Annotated in this window: 18 protein-coding genes; 9 read left to right on the forward strand and 9 right to left on the reverse strand. The window is 67.8% G+C overall.

Annotated features, from left to right (window positions below):
- Positions 1-975: 975 nt before the first annotated feature.
- A complete protein-coding gene (locus tag ABD260_RS12315; protein WP_344233577.1) occupies positions 976-2151 on the forward strand; it encodes a M20 metallopeptidase family protein in 1176 nt (391 codons plus the stop codon).
- On the opposite strand, the gene ABD260_RS12320 is transcribed toward ABD260_RS12315, so the two are convergent.
- The gene (locus ABD260_RS12320) at positions 2148-2645 is read right to left on the reverse strand and encodes a MarR family winged helix-turn-helix transcriptional regulator (RefSeq protein ID WP_344233578.1); all 498 of its coding nucleotides are present in this window, start codon (positions 2643-2645) and stop codon (positions 2148-2150) included. The two genes, ABD260_RS12315 and ABD260_RS12320, sit on opposite strands and share 4 nt — an antisense overlap.
- 96 nt (positions 2646-2741) lie before the next feature.
- On the opposite strand from ABD260_RS12320, the gene ABD260_RS12325 reads away from it, so the two are divergent.
- The gene (locus ABD260_RS12325; protein WP_344233579.1) at positions 2742-3161 is read left to right on the forward strand and encodes a nuclear transport factor 2 family protein; all 420 of its coding nucleotides are present in this window, start codon (positions 2742-2744) and stop codon (positions 3159-3161) included.
- An 87-nt stretch (positions 3162-3248) separates the two neighbouring features.
- Here ABD260_RS12325 and ABD260_RS12330 read toward each other — a convergent pair whose 3' ends face one another.
- A complete protein-coding gene (locus tag ABD260_RS12330; protein ID WP_344233580.1) occupies positions 3249-4679 on the reverse strand; it encodes a pre-peptidase C-terminal domain-containing protein in 1431 nt (476 codons plus the stop codon).
- Positions 4680-4779: 100 nt separating this feature from the next.
- Entirely contained in the window at positions 4780-6180 is a 1401-nt protein-coding gene (locus ABD260_RS12335) for a zinc metalloprotease (RefSeq protein ID WP_344233581.1), read from the reverse strand.
- Positions 6181-6326: 146 nt separating this feature from the next.
- On the opposite strand from ABD260_RS12335, the gene ABD260_RS12340 reads away from it, so the two are divergent.
- Positions 6327-6770 (forward strand): YciI family protein, encoded by a 444-nt coding sequence (locus ABD260_RS12340; RefSeq protein ID WP_344233582.1) that lies wholly within the window; start codon positions 6327-6329, stop codon positions 6768-6770.
- Between the two features lie 102 nt (positions 6771-6872).
- Here the strand turns inward: ABD260_RS12340 and ABD260_RS12345 are convergent, their stop codons facing one another.
- A complete protein-coding gene (locus ABD260_RS12345; RefSeq protein WP_344233583.1) occupies positions 6873-7718 on the reverse strand; it encodes an SAM-dependent methyltransferase in 846 nt (281 codons plus the stop codon).
- A gap of 153 nt (positions 7719-7871) precedes the next feature.
- Here ABD260_RS12345 and ABD260_RS12350 point away from each other — a divergent pair, with 153 nt between their 5' ends.
- On the forward strand, positions 7872-8501 hold the full coding sequence (locus tag ABD260_RS12350) for an alpha/beta fold hydrolase (protein WP_344233584.1): 630 nt from the start codon (positions 7872-7874) through the stop codon (positions 8499-8501).
- A gap of 16 nt (positions 8502-8517) precedes the next feature.
- Positions 8518-9867, forward strand: coding sequence for an MFS transporter (locus tag ABD260_RS12355; RefSeq protein WP_344233585.1), 1350 nt, complete (start codon positions 8518-8520; stop codon positions 9865-9867).
- Here ABD260_RS12355 and ABD260_RS12360 read toward each other — a convergent pair.
- The 4 genes from ABD260_RS12360 to ABD260_RS12375 are packed head-to-tail and all read right to left on the reverse strand — an operon-like array spanning position 9769 to position 14088.
- Entirely contained in the window at positions 9769-11037 is a 1269-nt protein-coding gene (locus ABD260_RS12360) for an ABC transporter permease (protein WP_344233586.1), read from the reverse strand. The two genes, ABD260_RS12355 and ABD260_RS12360, sit on opposite strands and share 99 nt — an antisense overlap.
- Positions 11034-11735, reverse strand: a complete 702-nt coding sequence (locus ABD260_RS12365; protein WP_344233587.1) for an ABC transporter ATP-binding protein — start codon at positions 11733-11735, stop codon at positions 11034-11036. The genes ABD260_RS12360 and ABD260_RS12365 overlap by 4 nt, the downstream gene beginning before the upstream one ends.
- Positions 11732-13024 carry a peptidoglycan-binding protein gene (locus ABD260_RS12370; RefSeq protein ID WP_344233588.1) on the reverse strand — a complete coding sequence of 431 codons (1293 nt, stop codon included), beginning with the start codon at positions 13022-13024 and terminating at the stop codon, positions 11732-11734. The genes ABD260_RS12365 and ABD260_RS12370 overlap by 4 nt, the downstream gene beginning before the upstream one ends.
- The gene (locus ABD260_RS12375; RefSeq protein ID WP_344233589.1) at positions 13021-14088 is read right to left on the reverse strand and encodes a hypothetical protein; all 1068 of its coding nucleotides are present in this window, start codon (positions 14086-14088) and stop codon (positions 13021-13023) included. Before ABD260_RS12375 ends, ABD260_RS12370 begins: the two co-directional genes overlap by 4 nt.
- A 113-nt stretch (positions 14089-14201) precedes the next feature.
- Between ABD260_RS12375 and ABD260_RS12380 the strand changes: the two genes are divergently transcribed.
- The 4 genes from ABD260_RS12380 to ABD260_RS12395 are packed head-to-tail and all read left to right on the forward strand — an operon-like array spanning position 14202 to position 17887.
- Positions 14202-14915 carry a response regulator transcription factor gene (locus tag ABD260_RS12380; protein WP_344233590.1) on the forward strand — a complete coding sequence of 238 codons (714 nt, stop codon included), beginning with the start codon at positions 14202-14204 and terminating at the stop codon, positions 14913-14915.
- Positions 14905-16755 (forward strand): sensor histidine kinase, encoded by a 1851-nt coding sequence (locus ABD260_RS12385; protein ID WP_344233591.1) that lies wholly within the window; start codon positions 14905-14907, stop codon positions 16753-16755. Before ABD260_RS12380 ends, ABD260_RS12385 begins: the two co-directional genes overlap by 11 nt.
- Before the next feature lie 10 nt (positions 16756-16765).
- Positions 16766-17179, forward strand: coding sequence for an MmcQ/YjbR family DNA-binding protein (locus ABD260_RS12390; protein ID WP_344233592.1), 414 nt, complete (start codon positions 16766-16768; stop codon positions 17177-17179).
- 21 nt (positions 17180-17200) lie between these two features.
- Positions 17201-17887, forward strand: a complete 687-nt coding sequence (locus tag ABD260_RS12395) for a hypothetical protein (RefSeq protein ID WP_344233593.1) — start codon at positions 17201-17203, stop codon at positions 17885-17887.
- Positions 17888-18047: 160 nt separating this feature from the next.
- Here the strand turns inward: ABD260_RS12395 and ABD260_RS12400 are convergent, their stop codons facing one another.
- Positions 18048-18695, reverse strand: coding sequence for a histidine phosphatase family protein (locus tag ABD260_RS12400; protein WP_344233594.1), 648 nt, complete (start codon positions 18693-18695; stop codon positions 18048-18050).
- Position 18696: the final 1 nt, after the last annotated feature.

Consider the following 18696-nt stretch of genomic DNA (forward strand, 5'->3'; position numbering starts at 1 on the left):
GCCGCCAGCGTTCGTCCTGAGCCAGGATCAAACTCTCCGTTGAAAAATATAGACAACCGAAACCCAAAAGGATCTCGGATAGTCAACAACATCAGTTGATCCTTTGAATCAGAAACAAAACCATCACTGGCTTGTCATCCGTATTAATTTCAAAGGAATCCGCCACAGACAATGAATGCCTGTAGACGGGGTTAATGCATCTTTCGGCATTGACTTTCGGCACGCTGTTGAGTTCTCAAGAATCGGACGCACACCGCGCTTCGCACTTTCGTTTGAAGCTCCGGGGCAACTCGCCCAACTTTACTGTTTCGCTTCCAGCCGGTCAAATCGGCCTTTTTCGATCCAGTCTCCCTGCGCGACTCATTTACCAAAACCTGCCGAGGCATGTTTCGGCTTACGAGACCTTCAGGGAGTTTGTTGAAGGGCTTGGCCGCTTTCGCGTCCGCGCCTCGCTCCAACAAGAAGAACATTACTGACTTCCATGGTCCGGATGCAAATCGGGGTCCTGGAGCTTCCTCCGACCCTGCCGGCACCCGGCCTCGGCACCCGTCTCGCGGTGCTGAGGGGAGTCGTACTTGGTCCCTCTTCAGTTCGGTCGACCGCGTCTCCGCAGGCGACAGTTCCATGATGCCTTACCAGGCAAATGGTTATTGGCGGGGTGGGAGGCTGCCTCCCACCCCGCGGGGTACGGCACCGTCCAGCAGACGCCTCTCGGCGAGTGGCCGCTCGAAGCGGCAAAGGTTGGGGCCCGGGGTCTTGAACCGGACGGCATCAGGTGTAACCCGGGCCGGCCGGGAGGTATTCCCAGGCGGATGGCGCGTTGTTTGACCGCTGGCGTGTTGCAACCCGCCACCGGCCCAACAACCTGCCAGCCGAGCGGGTACGAGGCGCCGGGGGAGCGGGGTGGACCGGGGCAGTGGGTTTGTGGTGGGTTGGGGGCTCGGTGTGGGGCTGGGCTGGTGGAAGGGTGGATTGGTGGAGTTTCAGGGTGCAGAGGTGCTTCCGGGGCTGGTGGAGTTGCGGCGGGTGTTGCATCGGGAGCCTGAAGTCGGGCTGATGCTGCCGCGGACGCAGAGTGTGGTGCTGGATGCGCTTGCCGGCCTGCCGCTCGAGGTGACCACGGGGCAGGAGCTGACCTCAGTCGTCGCCGTGCTGCGTGGTGGTCAGCCAGGGCCGACCGTGCTCCTGCGTGGCGACATGGACGCATTGCCTGTAGTCGAGGAGACCGGGCTGGAGTACGCGGCCGAGAACGGGAACATGCACGCCTGCGGCCACGACCTGCACACCGCCGGACTCGTCGGCGCGGCGCAGCTGTTGAGTGCGCGTCGCGAGGAATTGCGCGGCAACGTGCTCTTCATGTTCCAGCCGGGCGAGGAAGGTCTCGGCGGTGCCGGGTACATGTTGCGCGAAGGTCTGCTCGGCGCGACCGGCGACAAGCCCATCGCGGCGTACGCCCTGCATGTCTGGGCGCAGGCGGCCAGGGGAGTGTTCGAAATGCGCCCCGGCACGATCATGGCGAGCTCCAACCAGTTGCACATCACCGTCCGCGGCAAGGGTGGGCACGGGTCGATGCCCGACCGCACCGTCGATCCGGTACCGGTCGTCGCGGAGATCGTGCTCGCACTGCAGGCGTACGCGACCCGTCGGGTGAGTGTGTTCGACCCGGTCGTGATCACGGTGACGCAGCTCGAGGCCGGGGTCGCGATCAACGTCATCCCGAACACTGCCCGTCTCGGCGCCACCGTGCGTACGTTGTCGGACGCGATGCTCGAGCAGTTGACGAGGGAGCTGCCGGCGCTGGCGGAGCGGATCGCCGCGGCGCATGGGTGTACGGCCGACGCTCGCCTCGATCCGCAATACCCGGTGACGGTCAACGACGCGCCGCGTACGGCGGAAACGTTCGACGTGCTCACCGGCCTGTTCGGGGCGGATCGGGTGCGGAGCCTGGACAACCCGTTGATGGGTGCCGAGGACTTCTCGATGGTGCTGAAGGAGGTTCCGGGTACGTTCGTGATGGTCGGCGCCCGGCCGGACGACGTGTCCGCGACGGAGGCACCGTCGAACCATTCGAGCATCGTCCGCTTCGACGACGCGGTCCTTGGCGACCAGGCCGTCGCGCTGGCGCAATTGGCGGCCGGCCACCTGGCCTAACGCTGGTCGGCCAAGTGCGCGTTGATCCGGGTCAGCAGCGCGAACAACTGGGTACGTTCGCCGGGCGTCAGCGGTGTCATGACGTGATCGTTGACGCCGGCGAGCACCGCATCCAGCTCGGCGAGGCGGCGACTGCCCGCGGCGGTGACGGTGATGACATTGCGGCGTTTGTCCGACGGATCGGGCGCCCGGCGAATCCACCCGCCGTCGGCGAGCTCGTTGAGTACGGCGACCAGATCGCTCTTGTAGACGTGCGCCCGCGCGGCCAGCGCTGACTGACTCGCGGGCCCGAACTCGGCCAGCGCGGCGAGAACGACGAAGTGGTCCTTGTGCGCGCCGACCGCGCGAAGCGCGTCGCCCGCGGCGCGCTGCGTCTGCGCGGCGGTCAGGCCCATCAGCCGGGACAGCTGCGCCTTCAGCCGCTCCGGCGTCTCCGCCCCCCGATCGAAACGAAGCGCGGCAGAGTCGGTCCGTGCTTCGTGGTCGGCCTGCATGAACCCCAGCATACGCCTCTTGCGTTAGTCGCACTAACGATCTATCTTCATTGGCATAGCCAACGTTAGTCGTACTAACAATTCAGGGAGCACCCCATGGACCTTCGTGAGCTCGTCGACCGCAGTGAACTGGCCGAAATGGTCGCCCGGCACAGCCTGTGGATCGACCAGCAGCGCTACGACGAAACCGATCAACTCTTCACCGCCGACATCGCGGTCAAGTCCCGGCGCGGCGAGGCGCACGGCCTGCAAGCACTCGTCGACGTGGTCCGCGCGAGTCACGACCAGTACGCCCGGACCATGCACAACAAGTCGAATCTCGTCATCACCGTCGACGGCGACACCGCGACCGTACGCGCGCATGACCTCGCCGTCTTCGTGATCGGCGACGACAAAGAGGCGATCGCCGCTGCCGTCCACGAGTACCGGGCGCGCCGGACCTCGGACGGCTGGCGGTTCGATCGACTGGAGATCACCCCGGTCGCACTGACCGAAACGCTGCACCGCGCGCTCTGACCAAACCGGGAGCTCTGACCAAGCCGGGCGCTCTGACCAAAGAGCCTGTGGCTGGTCGGTCCGCCAGAGACCGACCAGCCACAGGGATCAGGAGGGCGTAAGGCCGAGGCTGTACGCGCCGCGGCTACCGTACGTCGAGTAGCCGGTGTTCAGCGGATCGCCGTAGCCGACGTTGTCGATCCGCAGGTAGTACCTACCCGGCTGAAGAGCGGCGCTAACACTCGCACCGAGCCCCGTCGGCGTACCCGCATCGCTCTGCCCGGCGGCCGGGTCATCGGACGCCACCACCGCACCGGAGCTGTCCAGCAGGTCCAGCTTGAGGTCGAGGTTCCCACCGGTCGGAGCTGCATTAGCCGTAGCGGTGTAGTTGCCGGCAGCACTGACATCGACGCGGTACACGTCGGTGTCGTCCTCCTTCGCAATCACCCCGGACACCGGCGTACCGACAACAAGTTCGGCTGCGGTCGCAGTTGTGTCACCAGCTTCGTCCGCACGCAGCGCCAGGCCGTGCGTGCCGATCACCGCGAAGTCATCTTCCTTGTTGTTGGCATCGGTGTACTCGCCTTTGCTCCACTGGCTGATGCCCCGGTAGTACCCGACGCCCATGATCGGCGCCCACGCCCCGTGGCCCTGGTAGTACCCGACGGTTGACGTCCCGTCGTGACTCAGACCGACGTTATGACCAGCCTCATGTGACGCGGCCTCGGCCAGGTTCTTCGCACCAGTGCCAACGCCCTTGGTGAACACCAGAGCCGGTTGGTAGTAGTCGTGCTGGCTGGAGTTGTCGTACACCCCTACGTACGCCACACCGCCACAGCCACAACCGGACTGGTACCAGGTGTCCGGATCGATCAGTACGCGCGTGCCGTACTGCTGGTCCGACGCACCGGACCGGTCGATCGCGGACTGCGGCGGCTGTTCGGTCGTCACGTCCACGTCGAACGTCGAGTAGTCCTCAGCCACTCGCGCCCACACGTCACGCACCACGTCCTGCTCGGCGGTGCTGAATGTCGCCGGATCACCGTCGGTGTCGTACGGCGAGACGTTCACCGGGTCGATGCCCTTGGACTTGTTCCAGGCCGTACCGGTGATGGTGTGACCATCAAAGTCCAGGTAGATCACCCGGTTGGAACCAGGTTTGCTGTGCAGCTGGAACGCCGGACCGGTCGCGCCGGCCACCGCCGTACGCGCCCAGCGTGGTGATGCTTCGGGTGCCTTCTGCGCCGTGGTCAGGCTGGGTTCGCGGAAGAACAATCTGCTGTCGGCGTCCAGCCAAGCGGTCCTGTCGGTGGCAAGGGTCTGCCGGAGCTGATCTACCGGCAACCGGTTGAGGTCCGCGACCTCAGCTAGCCGGGCCTGCACCTTGCCGAGCGCCTCTCCACCGGCCAACGGCCGTGACAACAGCTGGTCGACCGGTGTCGGTTGCGCACTCGCCTGGTTGCCGGCCGCGGCAGCCAGACCTCCAAGAACAACAGCACCGGTGCACGCCAGCGCACCAATGCGGCGGATTCTGTTCACTGTCGGGTCCTTCCTCACAGTCCCCCCGGTGGGCGGGTCCCCCCCAAAAAGGACCCGGGCCGTCGGTCTCGGTGGGATCGACGGCCCGGGTGGTCTGGGATCAGTTGGTGACGCGGACTGTGTACGCGCCTCGGCTGCCGTACGTTGAATAGCCGGTGTTCAACGGGTTGCCGTAGCCGGTGTTGTCGACGCGCAGGTAGTAGCGGCCGGCAACGACCTCACGGTTGATGCTTGCGCTCAGACCGGTCGCGGTGGCTGCACTGGTCTGGGCGGCCTCCGGGTCCGCAGTGGCGATGACCGCACCCGACGAGTCCAGCACTTGGAGCTTGATGTCCAGATCAGCGCCTACTGCCGCAGCATCCGCGGCAAACGTGTACATGCCGTCGGCAAGATCGATGCGGAAGACGTCGACATCGGCATCACTCGCGTACACCCCGCTCACGCTCGTACCGAGAGTGAGGGCCGTGGCCGCGCCAGTGGTGTTGCCGTGGTCGTCGGTACGCAGCGACAGACCGTTCTGACCGATCACCGCGAAGTCGTCTTCCTTGTTGTTGGCATCGGCGTACTCGCCCTTGCTCCACTGGCTGATCGCCTTGGAGTAGCCGACGCCCATGATCGGTGCCCACGCGCCATGGCCGGCGTAGTACCCGACCGAGGAAGTGCCGTCGTGACTCAGGCCGACGGTGTGACCGGCTTCGTGCGACGCGGCCTCGGCGATGTTCTTCGCACCGGTGCCGACGCCCTTCGTGAACACCAGTGCGGGCTGGTAGTACGCGTGCCGGCTGGTGCTGTCGTACACGCCCACGTACGCGACGCCACCGCACCGGCAGTCCGACTGGTACCAAGTACCTGGGTCGATCAGTACGCGGGTGCCGTACTTCTGATCCGATGCACCGGACCGGTCGATCGCGGCGGCGGACGGCTCTTGGGTCGTCACGTCCACGTCGAACGGGGCGTAGTCCTCGGCAACGCGCGCCCAGACTTCGCGTACTACATCCTGTTCCGCGGTACTGAACGTCGCCGGATCGCCATCGGTGTCGTACGCGCCGACGTTCACGCTGGCGGGCTTGCCGTTGGTGTTCCAGGCGGTTCCGGTGATGGTGTGACCATCGAAGTCGAGGTAGATGACCCGGTTCGAACCTGGCTTGCTGTGCAGCTGGAACGCCGGACCGGTCGCGCCGGCGACCGCGCGCTTGGCCCAGCGCGGCGACGGAGCGGCCCTGCGCTCGGCCGGGGTTGCGATCGGCTCGCGGTAGAAGAGCTTGCCGTCGCTGTCCAGCCGGGCAGTTTTGTCGGTCGCGAGGATCTGACGCAGGTGGTCGGCGGACACCTGGTCGATCGACGGGGCCGGTTGCTGAGCAGCCGCCGGGTTGCCGGTCATCGCGCCGGCGGTGGTGAGCGCGCCGAAAACGAGGGCGCCGGCACCGGCCAGGGCGGCGATCCGGCGCCGGGAGTCAGCCGGCCGCGGGCGGCGGTCCGGAACAGGGGGGCGGGTTTGCATGGGGCGGGTCTCCTCAGGGACTCCGGCGCGCCTCACTTGACATCTTCACGGCCGGTGTACATGAGCACACTGTGAGTAGCCTGCCCGATGGTCCCGGCCGCTGTATAGATTCGTCTCGGGATTTAACGCTGAGTGGAGGGGTTCCGATGCGCTTCATGATGATGTTCCGGGCCAGCGAGGAGTCCGAGGCCGGCGCGGTGCCGAGCGAGGAGAGCCTGACCGCGATGGGTCTGGTGATGGCCGAGATGGCCGAGAAAGGCGTGCTGCTGGCGGGCGACGGGCTGCTGCCGAGCTCGACCGGGTTCCGGATGGAGCTCGAGGCGGGCGAGCGGCGGGTGATCGACGGTCCGTTCGCGGAGACCAAGGAGCTGATCGCCGGGTTCTGCCTGATCGAGGTGGCGTCCCGGGAGGAGGCGATCGAGTGGGGCTGGCGCTGCCTGGTGGCCGACGGCGGCAACACCGGGCGGCTGGAGATCCGCCCGAGCGCGACCGCGGCCGACTTCGGCGACAACCTGACCCCGGAGGCACGCGCCCTCGAGGACGCGACCTTCCTGAAGGCCGCGCAGAACCTGCAGAAGCACACCGGCTGACGCCGGCGGGTTGTTGCACCGCTGACGGGTTGTAACCAGCTAGTGGCGAAACAACCCGCCAGTGGGGGCCTGGCGGCGCGGATCGGCGCCGCCGTGCGTTCGTCAGGGCTTGCGGCCGACTCCTACCCACAGGCTGCACATGATGTCGGTGAACTCGCCCTTCTCGACCAGCCGGTCGGTCTCCTCGTCCGGGTACCACCGGAACGGGGACACAACGCCGGGCTCGACCAGCTCGGTGCCGTCGAAGAAGCGGGTGACCTCTTCCTTGCTGCGGACCTGCGCGTCGCCGCCGTCGGCCTTGTAGACGACCATCGCCCGCTCCCACAGCTCCGGCGCGAAGTCCGGCGTGCAGTGCGAGAAGATCAGCAGCGATCCGGGCGCGAGCGGCTCGACCAGCTGGCGGACCAGGTCGTACGGCTCCAGCGCGTCCGGCAGGTAGTGGAAGACACCGACGATGCTGAGCGCGACCGGCCGGCTGAAGTCGATCAGCTCCTTGACCTCGTTGGAGTTGAGGATCTTCTGCGGGTCGGTGACGTCGGCCTCGAGGTACGCCGTCTTGCCTTCCGGCTTGCTCACCAGCAGCGCGCGGGAGTGCGCCAGCACGATCGGGTCGTTGTCGGCGTACACGACATGGGCCGACGGGGTGATCTCCTGGACGACTTCGTGCAGGTTCGGGCTGGTCGGGATGCCGGTGCCGATGTCGAGGAACTGGGTGATGCCCTGCTCGGCCGCGTAGCGGGCCGCGCGGTGCATCCACATCCGGTTCGAGAGGGCGGCGGTACGGAACCCCGGGAACGCCTGCAGGAGGTGCTCGGCCGCCTGCCGGTCGATCGCGAAGTTGTCCTTGCCGCCCAGGAAGTAGTCGTACACCCGGGCGCCGTGCGGCCGGTCGAGCCGAAGCTGCTCGAACATCCGCGGGTCGACGTTCTCGTCCTGCGATTCAGCCATGAAATTCCCATCCGCGCTGCGGCCCGAACCGAGCCGTCGTAACCGGTGCGCAACGGACCGTGACACCGTCAGAGTGACCTTATCGCTCCACGGCGCACCCCGACCACCTCCGGCGAGTCTCCCGGTTGGCCTTTACAGAGGATTGAATTGAGCATGCGATATGTACTGATCCCAGGTGCCAGCGCCACACCCTGGCACTGGCATCCGGTGACCGAAGGGCTGCGCGCCCGCGGCGATGAAGTGATCGCGGTGGATCTGCCGTGTGAAGATCCGTCGGCGGGATTGGCGGCGTACGTCGACACTGTCGTCGAGGCGATCCCTGACGGTGAAGATGTGGTCCTGGTAGCGCACTCGTTCGGTGGATTCATCGCCCCGCTGGTGTGTGATCGCCTGCCGGTGCGGGAACTCGTGCTGGTCGCGGCGATGGTGCCCCGGCCGGGCGAGCGGCCCGCGGAGTGGTGGCCGAGTACGGGGCACACCTTTGTCCAGGGCGAGGCCGATCCGTTCTTCCACGATCTCCCCGCGGAGTTCGCGGCCGAGGCGCGGCGGCAGCTGCGTACGCAATCCGACGGCCCGATGAACGATCCGTGTACGTTCGAACGCTGGCCGGAGGTGCCGACCCGGGCGGTGATCGCCAGTGACGACCTGCTCTTCCCGCCGGACTTCCTGCGCCCGGTGACGACCGAGCGGCTCGGGTTCGAACCGGACGAGGTGCCGGGTTCGCACTTCCCGATGCTCGGTCAGGCGGAGGCGCTGATCGAGTATCTGCAGGCCGGCCGGTGACGGTTACAGTGCAGGCGTGCGGTTCATCCGGGATCTGGGGACGTTGCTGCGGCGCCGGGATTTCCGGCGGCTGTTCGCGGTCCGGCTGACGTCGCAGTGTGGTGACGGCGTCTTCCAGGTCGCCCTGGCGTCGTACGTGCTGTTCTCGCCGGAACGAGCCCCCGACGCGGCCGCGATCGCCGGTTTGTTCGCGGTCGCTCTGTTGCCGTATTCGATCCTCGGGCCGTTCACCGGCGTACTGCTCGATCGTTGGTCCCGCCGCCAGATCCTCTTCGGCGCGAACCTGACCCGGGCCGTACTCGTGATCGGCGTCGGCGCGATCGTCGCCGCCGGGAACGCGGGCGTGCTGTTCTACCTCGCCGTCCTGCTCACCCTCGGCGTGAACCGCTTCCTGCTCTCCGGCCTGTCCGCCGGCCTCCCGCACGTGGTCGACCGCGACGAACTGGTGATGGCCAACGCCGTCACCCCGACCTCCGGCACCGCGGCCTTCCTGGTCGGCGGTGGGATCGGCGCCGGCGTGAAGCTGCTGGTCGACTCCGACCTGGCCGTCCTCGGCCTGACCGTCGTCATCTATGTCGCGGCGGCTCTGCTCGCTCTCCGGCTGCGCCGCGACCAGCTCGGGCCCGACCTGCGCGGTGACGAGCCGGGCATTCTCACCGCGGTACGAACCATCGCGACCGGCCTGGTCGACGGCGGCCGGCATTTGCGCGAACGCAAACAGCCGGCGCTCGGCCTGGCCGCGATCGGTTCGCTGCGGTTCTTCTTCGGCCTGATGACGGTCGCGATGATCCTGCTGTACCGCAACTACTTCTACGGTCCCGGTCAGCTCGATCAGGCCTTCGGCGCGCTGGCGATCGCGACCGGTGCGGTCGGCGCCGGGCTGTTCGTCGCCGCGTTGATCACTCCCTGGGGTACGCGGGTGCTGTCGCTGCGGCGCTGGATCACGCTGCTGTTCTTCGTCGCGGCCGTGGTGACGATGGTGCCGATCGGTCTGTACACGAAACCCGCGCTGGTGATCGGCGGCTTCCTCACCGGTATTTGCGCGCAAGGCATCAAGATCAGCGTCGACACCCTCGTCCAGACGGGTGTCGACGACGTGTACCGCGGCCGGGTGTTCGCGCTGTACGACATGATCTTCAACGTCGGGCAGGTCTCCGCGGCCGCGCTCGGCGCGGTGATCCTGCCCGCCAACGGCAGGTCCTACCCGGTGCTGGCCCTGATCGTGGCCGGTTTTGCCGCCTCCGGCCTGGTGTACGGACGGCTCAGCTCACGCGCCGCGCAACGCGGTGATGGGCTGAATGGCGGACGCCTTCCAGGCGGGGTACGTACCGGCGATCAGGCCGATGAACGCACCCAGCAGGGGTGAACCGAACGACAACCGGTTGTCCAGGATCGGTGTCCAGTCCCGGACGAAGGACACGCCGACGGTCAGGATGACGCCGACCGCCGTACCCAGCAGTCCACCGAGGAAGCCGACGATCACGCTCTCCACCAGGAACTGCAGCGCGATATGTCTTCGCGCCGCCCCGAGCGCCCGGCGCAGACCGATCTCCGAGATCCGTTCCAGTACGGACAGCAGCGTCACGTTCGCGATGCCGAGTCCACCGACCAGGAGCGCGACCGCTCCGAGCAGCAGGAACAGGGCGTTCAGATCCGACTCGACGCCCTTGCGGACGGCGCCCTGCTTCGGCGGAGCGTCGACACGCAGCGCGCTCGGGTTGTTCGGGTCGATCGCGACCGGGGCCTGACCGGCGATGAGCTGCGCGGCGCCGACCGAGGTCCGGATCTCCAGCGCGTCCGGGGACTTCAGGTCGTAGGCGTGCCGGGCGGTGCCGTTCGGCATGATCACCGCGTCGTTCAGCTCGGCCCGGCCGCTGACCGAGTCAAGAATCCCGATCACGGTGTACGGCTCGTCGCCGATGAACACCGCCGGCTGCGCGTCGACCCGGTTGATGCCCAGCCGTTCGGCCGCATGCTTGCCGAGGACAACTACTTTGTCGGCACGCCGGTCGTGACCGTCGTCGAAGAACCGGCCGGTCTGCAGCGTCGCCCGGACCGCGTCCCAGAGTCCGGACGACCCGGCCATCACCTGCAGCGCCTTTCCTTCACCGCTGTCCAGGCCGGTGACGTTCTGGACCAGGTCGTCGCCGATCTGCAGGTTGCTGACGGTCCCGGCCGCTTCCACGCCGTTCAGCCGGGTCACCCGGTCCGGCGCGTCCCACGGCAGCTGGGTCGCCGCCTCGCCTTCCTGACCGCCCTTGTCATCCGGTTGCACCACGACCCGGGTGGCCGCGGCGAGGTCGAACCGCTGCGTGATCTGCCCGGCCGCGGTCTGTCCGAGGCCGACCGTCCCGACCAGCGCGGCGACGCCCAGCACTGTTCCCAGGGTGGTCAGGATCAGTCGGGTCGGGCGAGCGGCGACACCGGCCAGTGCCTCGTCCAGCAGATCTCGCAGGGCCGGACGGGACCTGAGCCGGCGCCGCCGCGCCGTGGACGGCCCGCCGGCGGGATCGACCGGGGGGCCTGCTTCGTTCACCACTGGAGCGTCCCGTCGACGATCCGGACCTGGCGCTGCGCGCGCCGGCTGACGGTGCTGTCGTGGGTGATGACGGCGAGCGTCATCCCTTCGGCGTGCAGTTCGTCGAACACTTGCAGGATCGCCTCCGCGTTGGCGCTGTCCAGGTTGCCGGTGGGTTCGTCCGCGAGCAGCAGGCTCGGCTCCGCGACCAGTGCCCGCGCGATCGCGACCCGTTGCCGCTCACCACCCGAAAGCGTGGTCGGCCCGAACTCCATCCGGTGCGACAGTCCGACCCGTTCCAGTGCCACCCGGGCGCGGGCCATCCGCTCGCGGCGCGGTACGCCGACGTACACCATCGAGAGCGCGACGTTCTCCAGTACGGTCCGGTGATCGAGGAGGTGGAAGGACTGGAACACGAAGCCGATCCGCTCCCCGCGCAGTACGGCCCGTCGTCTCTCGCGCAGGCTCATCGTGTCGACGCCGTCCAGCCGGTACGTGCCGTCGGTCGGGTTGTCGAGCAGGCCGAGCAGGTGCAGCAAGGTCGATTTCCCGGAGCCGGACGGACCCACGATCGACAGGTACTCCCCCTGCCCGATGGTCAGATCGACACCCTTGATCGCCTGCACTTCGGGCGGTCCGGGGAAGAAGCGGCGGACTCCGATCATCTCCACGACCGGCGCCGGCAGCGCCACTCCGATCGGCAGCGTCGCTGTCACTTCCCCACCACCACTTGGTCGCCCTCGGCCAGCGAGGCGTCGCCGGTCGGCGTCACCTGCGCGAACCCGTCGGCGGACAGCCCGACCGTGACCGGGACCAGCTCCACCTTTCCGTTCCGGAGCACCTCGACCCGCGATCCGCCGTCCGACCCGGACGACAACGCCGCGACCGGTACGGCCAGTACCTTGCCGCTGGTGCTCTTCAGCGGAACCGTCACCCGGACGTTCGCGTCCCGGAGCAGGGCCAGCTGACTCGCGGTCAACTTGTTCGGCGCGACCACGACGTCGTACTGGTTGCCGTTCTTGCTGACCCGGCGCACCTTCGCCGGAATCGGCGTTCCGTCGAGTTCCAATGCCGCGGGCATTCCGGCCTTGAGCCGCTGCGCGGTCTCCGCGTCGACCTTCATCACGACCACCAGGGACGCGCCGCTGGCCGACATCACCACGCCGTTCACCGTTCCGCCGCGCTCCACCTTCACGTCGTCGACCCGGCGCGGCAGCGTCTTCACGTACACGACCTCGGACACCGGCAGCGGGGTACCCGCCTTCACCTCGGCCTCGCTCCGCGCTTCCTGCGCGTCGGCCAGGTTCGCCTTCGCGTCGTCCACGGCACCTTGCTGTACGGAGGTGTCCTTCGCCTTCGCGTCCTTCGCCGCCTTCAGCTGGGCCTGCGCCGTGCGGAGCTGCTTCTTCGCCGCGTCCACCTGCTTCTTCGCGCCGTCCAGCGCCTGGGTCAGGCCCTTGTCCGGCTCCGGCGGGTCGTACCCGGCGTCTTCGTACAGCCGCTCGACCGCCGCCGAGGTGGACAGCGTGTACTCGTCGTCGACCGTGCCCGGATTCAGGCCGAGCCGTCCGAGGGTCTGCTCCAGCTGAAGCACGTCCGGTCCCTTGCTACCGGGCGAGAGCGTGCGGTACATCGGCAGTACGCCGGCCAGCCCGATCACCGGCCGGCCGGTGATCTCCAGCAGCGCCTTGCCCTCGGTGATGGTCGAACCAACGGCCGGCACCTTGCCGGTGACGATCGCCGGGGTGGTCATCCCGCTGGTCTCGACCCGGATGTTCACCGCGCCGTCGAACGACGCGTCACCCCGGCCAACCACCTTGCTGGACAGCGCCTTCTTCTCCACCGGCACGGTGATCTGCGACGCGCTCGGTGCCGCGGTCTTCGCCGCCGCATCCTCGGGCGAGGTGATCCGGCTGCCCGCGGCGACCCCGATCCCGAGTGAGACCGCGGCCACCGCCGACACCCCGACCAGCACCCGGCGGCGGGACTTGGGTGAAGCGGTCACCGATTCGCCATTTCGTCGCGGTACGCCTCGAGCTGCGCCTTGTTCTGGTTGACGAACTCCTGCTCCTGCTCGTACTGGACCTTCTTGTACGCGTCGTCGTACTTCGCCGCCTTGCACTTCTGGTCCGCGACCGCGAGCGCGATCTCGTCCTTGCGCAGGTCCGCGAGCTTCGCCGAGTCGACCTTGTCGAACGACGGCGGCCCGGTCAGCACCGCGCCGGGCTTGCCCTTCGACGGCGCCGGCGTACCGGTCAGCGCGTCGAGCTTCTTCTGGATCTCGTCCCGCGGGTCGCCGATCTTCTTCATCCCCGGGTGCCCGGCGTCGGCGAGACAGTCGGACCACGCGCTGGTCGCGTCCACCACCCGCTGGTCGGAGTCGATCCGCTTCTGCAGCGCCTGGATGTCCTTGAACAGGCCGTCGAACTTCTTGAAGTCGGCCTGCCGGTCCTTGCCGTCGCCGTACACCTCCTTGACCGCCTTGCCCTGGCAGCCGAGATCCGGATCGGCGGTCTTGGTCGAGCTCGGGTCGTCACCGCCCTGGATCACGACGGTGCCGTTCGGGCCGCCGTTCGGTCCGTTCAGCGCCTTGTCGTACGCCTTCTGCGCGGTCGGCGACAGCGCGGCCCGGATCTTGGTGTTCGGGTTGGTGTCGTCGGCACCGGCCTTCGACCAGTCGATCGTGCTGATCCCGTACCCGTACTGCTCGGCGAACTTGTCCGGCGGCAGGCTGAACGCGTCGGTGAACTTGTTCTTCGCGTTCTGCTCCGGCGGGACCGCGACGTACTCGAACCCGGCCGTCTTCATGCAGGCGGCGGTCGCGTCCTGGACCTTGCGCTGCTTGGCCAGATCCTCCTCGCTCGGCTGCTGCGCGCCACCGACCCGGCTCGCGACCTGGAACGTGCCACCGCCGGACGAGCTGACGAAACCTTCACCCATGTACTCCGCGAGCGGGCTCTTGGCGCTCTTCTGGTCGCCGGACGTGACCGGCGTCTTGTCGTTCCCGCAGCCGGCCAGCGCCAGGACGGCCACCACGGCGAGCGCTGCTGCTGTACGTGAGGTTCTCATGGCAGCCGAGCGTGCCGCCGGGGCAGTGAAGAACCTGTGAAGGACCGGTTTGCACCTGATGCTCTCAGCCGATCTTCATCGGATTCTCATCATCTTCGGCGACATTGATCGGTATGCCAGCGCGGATCCTGGTCGCCGAAGACGACCTGAAGCAAGCGGAGCTGATCCGGCGGTACCTCGAACGCGAAGGGCATCTGACCGTCGTCGTGCACGATGGCCGGGCCGCCATCGACGAGGCCCGCCGGCGCAGTCCCGACCTGCTCGTACTCGACGTGATGATGCCCAAGGTGGACGGCCTGGACGTGTGCCGGGTGCTCCGGGCGGACGCCTCGAACGGCGCCGGGCTGCCGATCATCATGCTGACCGCCCGGTCCACCGAGGACGACCTGCTGCTCGGGCTCGACCTGGGCGCGGACGACTACCTGACCAAGCCGTACAACCCGCGCGAACTCGTCGCCCGGGTGCGGACCGTGCTGCGCCGGACCCGGATCCGCGCCGAGGGCGAGGTGTACCGGGTCGGTGCGCTGGAGATCGACCCGGGACGGCACGAGGTCCTGGTGGCCGGGAACCTGATCGACCTGACCCCGGCCGAGTTCAAGATCCTCGCCTGCCTGGCCGCCTCCCCGGGGCGGGCGTTCTCGCGCCAGCAGCTGCTCGAGCACGCGTTCGGCTTCGACCACTACGTGTTCGACCGGACCGTCGACGTCCATGTGATGAACCTGCGGAAGAAGATCGAGCCGTCGCCGGGCGAGCCGGCGTACCTGAAGACCGTGTACGGCGTCGGGTACAAGCTCGCCGACAAGCTGGCGGCGGACCATGCGTCGTAGTGTGCTGATCCGGTTCCTCGGACTATCGCTCGCGGTCGCGCTCGGCGCGGTGATCGCCACCGCGGTGATCGCGACGTACAGCACCTCGGAAAAGCTGCAGGGCGAGATCGACGCCAACACCGGTCAGCTCCAGCTCGACGGCGAGATCTACGGCGAGCTGTCGAGGTACGCCTCCGACCATCCGACCTGGTCAGGGGTGGACAAACTTGTGCACGACCTCGCCGACCGGCTCGGCCGCCGGGTCGCCGTCACCGCTGAGGACGGCTCGGTGATCGCGGACTCGGCCCGGGTCCTCGGCGCCGCGCCCGAACTCCCGTCGGTGCCGGCGGCAACCATCGACGCGCGCAACGACGGGTCGGCGAAGCTGACCGGAGCGCTGACCGTGTACGCGGTCCGCAAGAACGTCGTGGTCGGCCAGGGCGAGAGCTACTCGACGACCGCGGGGGCCGCGCCGCCGTTCCTGATGTACCCGGGCTGGGGTCTGACCGACGCCGAGAAACGCGACCGCGAGAAGCTCGCGGAGAAGTCGGTCAGCTGTTACGCCGCGAAGGGTCAATCGGCGAGCGTCGCGCTGGCCGGAGCCATGCCACAGGTGATGGTCGAGTCGGCCAAGTCGACCGCGAACGTCCGGGTGCTGGAGAAGCCGCTCACGCCGCAGAAGGCGGACAGTTGCGTTCCGGCCGGGCTGAACGCGCCGAGTGCCAAGGCGAAGATCGTCAACGACGACCAGATCCGGCGCGCGACCGACTGTCTGGACGCGGCCGGGCTGAAGTACGACCTCACCGACTTCGACGGGCTGAAGGCGGTGCAGCCGAAGGTCGACAGCTCGGCGAAGTTCCAGGACTGCGTGAGCCAGGCGCAAGTGCAGGCGCTGACGCCGTACGTCGCGCCGCCCGCCAAGCTGTACCTCGGCGCGAAGAGCACGTTCGACGTGTTCTCCGGCGAAGGACTACTGCGTACGGCTGCGACCGCCCTCGGCGTACTGCTGATCGCCGCGCTGGTGATGATCTTCGCCGGCCGCCGCCTGGTCCGGCCGATCGTCGCCCTGACCGGCGCCGCCCAGCGGATGCGCAACGGCGATCACGCGGCGCGGGTCCCGGTCAGCGGGAGGGACGAGGTCGCGCGGCTCGGGAACGCGTTCAACGACATGGCCGAGTCGATCCAGCGGCACGACTTCCAGCGGAAGGTGATGGTCAGCGATGTGGCGCATGAGCTGCGTACGCCGCTGGCCAACATCAAGGGGTATCTGGTCGCGTCCGAGGACGGCGTCGTACCGCTCGACCGCGAACTGGTCAGCTCGCTGCTCGAAGAGACCGCGCTGCTTGAGCATCTCGTCGCCGATCTGCAGGATCTTGCGCTCGCCGACGCGGGGATGTTGCGCCTGCATCCGGCGCCGCGGGATCTGACCGAGCTTGCGCATCAGGTGGTCTCGGCGCATCGTCCTGCCGCGGACGCGGCTTCTGTCAGTCTCACGTCGACGGCGGTTGGGCCGGCGATGGCGGTGGTGGACGGTGCGCGGATTCGGCAGGCGCTGGGGAATCTGGTGTCGAACGCGATCCGGTACACGCCGGGCGGGCAGGTGGTGGTCGGGGTGCGGCGCGTTGACGACGGGTACAAGCTCACCGTCACCGACAACGGGACCGGGATCGCGGAAGAACATCTGCCGCATTTGTTCGATCGGTTCTATCGGGCGGATCAGTCGCGGACCCGCAGTACCGGCGGCAGTGGGCTTGGTCTGGCGATCACGAAACATCTGGTCGAGGCGCACGACGGGCGGATCAGCGTCACCAGCGTGGTCGGTTCCGGCTCGACCTTCACGGTGTGGATTCCGGCTGATTAACCTGTGAGTCATGAAGGCTCGGGTCGCTGACGTTCACAAGATCGCCGGCGGGATGCCGTACGTCACCAAATGGGAACGCGACGACGGAACCGACCGGCCGGTGTACCAGGTCGGCGGGAAGTCGTTCGTGTTCTTCCGTACGCCCCGGCCGGATGCCGTCGACAGCGACACCGGAGAGCGGTACGACGACGTGATCATGATCTGGGTCGAATCCGAGGACGAGAAGCTGGCGTTGATTTCGGACGAGTCGAAGCCGTTCTTCACCACACCGCACTTCGACGGGCATCCGTCCGTGCTCGTCCGCGCGAGCCGGCTGGGCGAACTGTCCCGGCAGGAGCTGACCGAGGTGATCCAGGACGCGTGGCTGGCCCGCGCCTCGAACCGGCGCGCAACCACTTGGCTCAAACAGCAGCGCCTGGACTGATCCCGCTGCCACACTGACCCCGTGAGCTCACCCCCGCCCGAGCCGAACCCGCGCTGGCAACCGCCGGTCCAGGACTTCCGATCAGCGCCTCCGTACGGCCAACCACCCCGGAAGAGTCGCGCCGGACTGATCCTGGCCCTCATCGTCGTACTGTCCCTGGTCGCCCTGGGCGCACTCGGCCTCGTCGCGTACCGGCTGATCACCAACCACAAACCGGCGGCTGGTCACACACCAGCAACTCGTACCACCAAGTCTCCGAGCACCGGTCCCAGTGCCGGCCGGACTGGGGTCCCTACCGCCGGGCGGACTGGGGTTCCGACTGGGCAGCCGTCCAGTAGTTCTTCGACGACTACGTGGTCGACGACCTGGACGTCCACCGGTCAGCCGGTCTCCCCCGCGAACCCCGCCACGGCCGCCGAAGCCAGCAGCCTTGCCCGGCGTTTCGTCACTCACCTGAACACCAACAACTCCACCGCCGCGACAAAGCTGGCCTGCGCAAGCTCGCGTCAGCTACTCCCCACGCTGATGAAGAACCTCCTCAACCCACCCACCAACCTCACCGCCGGCGGCCCGATCGGCCAGTCCCCCACGTTCGTCGTCCCCCTCACCGGCACCACGAACAACTCGCCGACCACCGGCCTCCTGATCATCCAGCAGCTCGAGCCCGCTCCCCTCTGCGTGACCGCCTTCCAACTCACCCCGTCCTGATGGGGGTCGGCCCCTCAGCTGCAGGGTTGCCCCCTCGGATTCTCAGGGGGCAACCCTGCATCTGAGGGGTCAAGGTCGGGTCGACCGGCGGGTCGGGCCGACGGGCGGGGCGGGTCGACGGGTGGGGCCGGTCGACGGGCGGGGCCGGTCGACGGGCGGGTCAGGTTGAGGGAGGGTCGGCGAGGGGCTGCAGGTGGGCGGTCTCGTTGAGGGAGATGACCTGGTGGCTGTGATGGGTGTCGTTGCGCCGGAGGGTGGTGATGCTGCCCGAGGCGAGCGGGAAGAACACCCGGTCGGTCGAGCGCATTGGCATCCCGATCCAGGCAGCGATCAGGTAGCTGGACGCGGACCCGTGGGACACGATGACCTGGTTCTCGACCGGTCGGCGGAGGATGTCGTCCAGTGCCGGGTACAGACGTTCGACCAACGCCAACCGGGTCTCCGCACCGGCTGGTCCGTCGTGGTGCCCGAGCCGGTCGCCGTCCTCAGGCATCGGAATTCGGCGCTCGTCCAACCAAGCCTGCGGACGCCCGTCGGCCTCACCGTTGGACCGTTCACGCAGCCGCGCGTCCGTACGAACCTCGACCGAGAACCGACGGGCGATCCGCTCGGCCGTCTGACTCGCCCGCCGGAGATCAGACGAGTACACCTCAACCGCCTGCGCTCCGATCCGGCTCTGGAGTACGTCCGCGATGCGCTCCGCCTGCAATCCCCCACGAACAGTCAGAACCGAGTCGTACCAACCCCCGACAACCCCATCCACATGATGCCGAGCCTCAGCATGCGTCACCAGGTAGATGTATCTCATC

The organism is Kribbella hippodromi (assembly GCF_039531045.1).
Taxonomy (GTDB): Bacteria; Actinomycetota; Actinomycetes; order Propionibacteriales; family Kribbellaceae; genus Kribbella; species Kribbella hippodromi.

Coding starts and splice junctions, on each gene's coding strand:
- ABD260_RS12345 (WP_344233583.1), bottom strand. CDS start 7,718: ATGGCTGAATCGCAGGACGAGAACGTCGACCCGCGGATGTTCGAGCAG.
- ABD260_RS12400 (WP_344233594.1), bottom strand. CDS start 18,695: ATGAGATACATCTACCTGGTGACGCATGCTGAGGCTCGGCATCATGTG.
- ABD260_RS12390 (WP_344233592.1), top strand. CDS start 16,766: ATGAAGGCTCGGGTCGCTGACGTTCACAAGATCGCCGGCGGGATGCCG.
- ABD260_RS12385 (WP_344233591.1), top strand. CDS start 14,905: ATGCGTCGTAGTGTGCTGATCCGGTTCCTCGGACTATCGCTCGCGGTC.
- ABD260_RS12325 (WP_344233579.1), top strand. CDS start 2,742: ATGGACCTTCGTGAGCTCGTCGACCGCAGTGAACTGGCCGAAATGGTC.
- ABD260_RS12320 (WP_344233578.1), bottom strand. CDS start 2,645: ATGCAGGCCGACCACGAAGCACGGACCGACTCTGCCGCGCTTCGTTTC.
- ABD260_RS12350 (WP_344233584.1), top strand. CDS start 7,872: ATGCGATATGTACTGATCCCAGGTGCCAGCGCCACACCCTGGCACTGG.
- ABD260_RS12340 (WP_344233582.1), top strand. CDS start 6,327: ATGCGCTTCATGATGATGTTCCGGGCCAGCGAGGAGTCCGAGGCCGGC.
- ABD260_RS12335 (WP_344233581.1), bottom strand. CDS start 6,180: ATGCAAACCCGCCCCCCTGTTCCGGACCGCCGCCCGCGGCCGGCTGAC.
- ABD260_RS12380 (WP_344233590.1), top strand. CDS start 14,202: ATGCCAGCGCGGATCCTGGTCGCCGAAGACGACCTGAAGCAAGCGGAG.
- ABD260_RS12375 (WP_344233589.1), bottom strand. CDS start 14,088: ATGAGAACCTCACGTACAGCAGCAGCGCTCGCCGTGGTGGCCGTCCTG.